Origin of the sequence: Enterobacter sp. ZOR0014 (assembly GCF_000798855.1) — a bacterium.
Classification (GTDB): Bacteria; Pseudomonadota; Gammaproteobacteria; order Enterobacterales; family Enterobacteriaceae; genus Enterobacter; species Enterobacter kobei.
The window spans coordinates 1-291 of the sequence record NZ_JTLF01000375.1 but is presented as its reverse complement, the minus strand read 5'-3'; the positions used below and the strand labels follow the sequence as shown (position 1 = coordinate 291).

General features: G+C 48.1%; 2 tRNA genes. Both read left to right on the top strand.

From position 1 onward, the window contains the following. Positions 1-86: 86 nt before the first annotated feature. Positions 87-161, top strand: a tRNA-Gln gene (locus tag L977_RS21415). 36 nt (positions 162-197) lie between these two features. After that, positions 198-272: transfer RNA gene (locus tag L977_RS21410), tRNA-Gln, on the top strand. The last annotated feature ends 19 nt before the right edge of the window (positions 273-291 follow it).

The following is a 291-nucleotide window of genomic DNA, read 5'->3' as shown; positions in this document are numbered from 1 at the left end:
ACTCATAATGATGGGGTCACAGGTTCGAATCCCGTCGTAGCCACCAAATTAAGATTGTCGATTTTTCGGTAATCAAGACAAATTGTTGGGGTATCGCCAAGCGGTAAGGCACCGGATTCTGATTCCGGCATTCCGAGGTTCGAATCCTCGTACCCCAGCCAATTTAAAAAGTCGTTAAGCAGTTTGTTTAACGCAATTGGGGTGTCGCCAAGCGGTAAGGCTCTGGTTTCTGATACCAGCATTCCGGGGTTCGAATCCCTGCACCCCAGCCACTTAAAAACAAATAAGCCC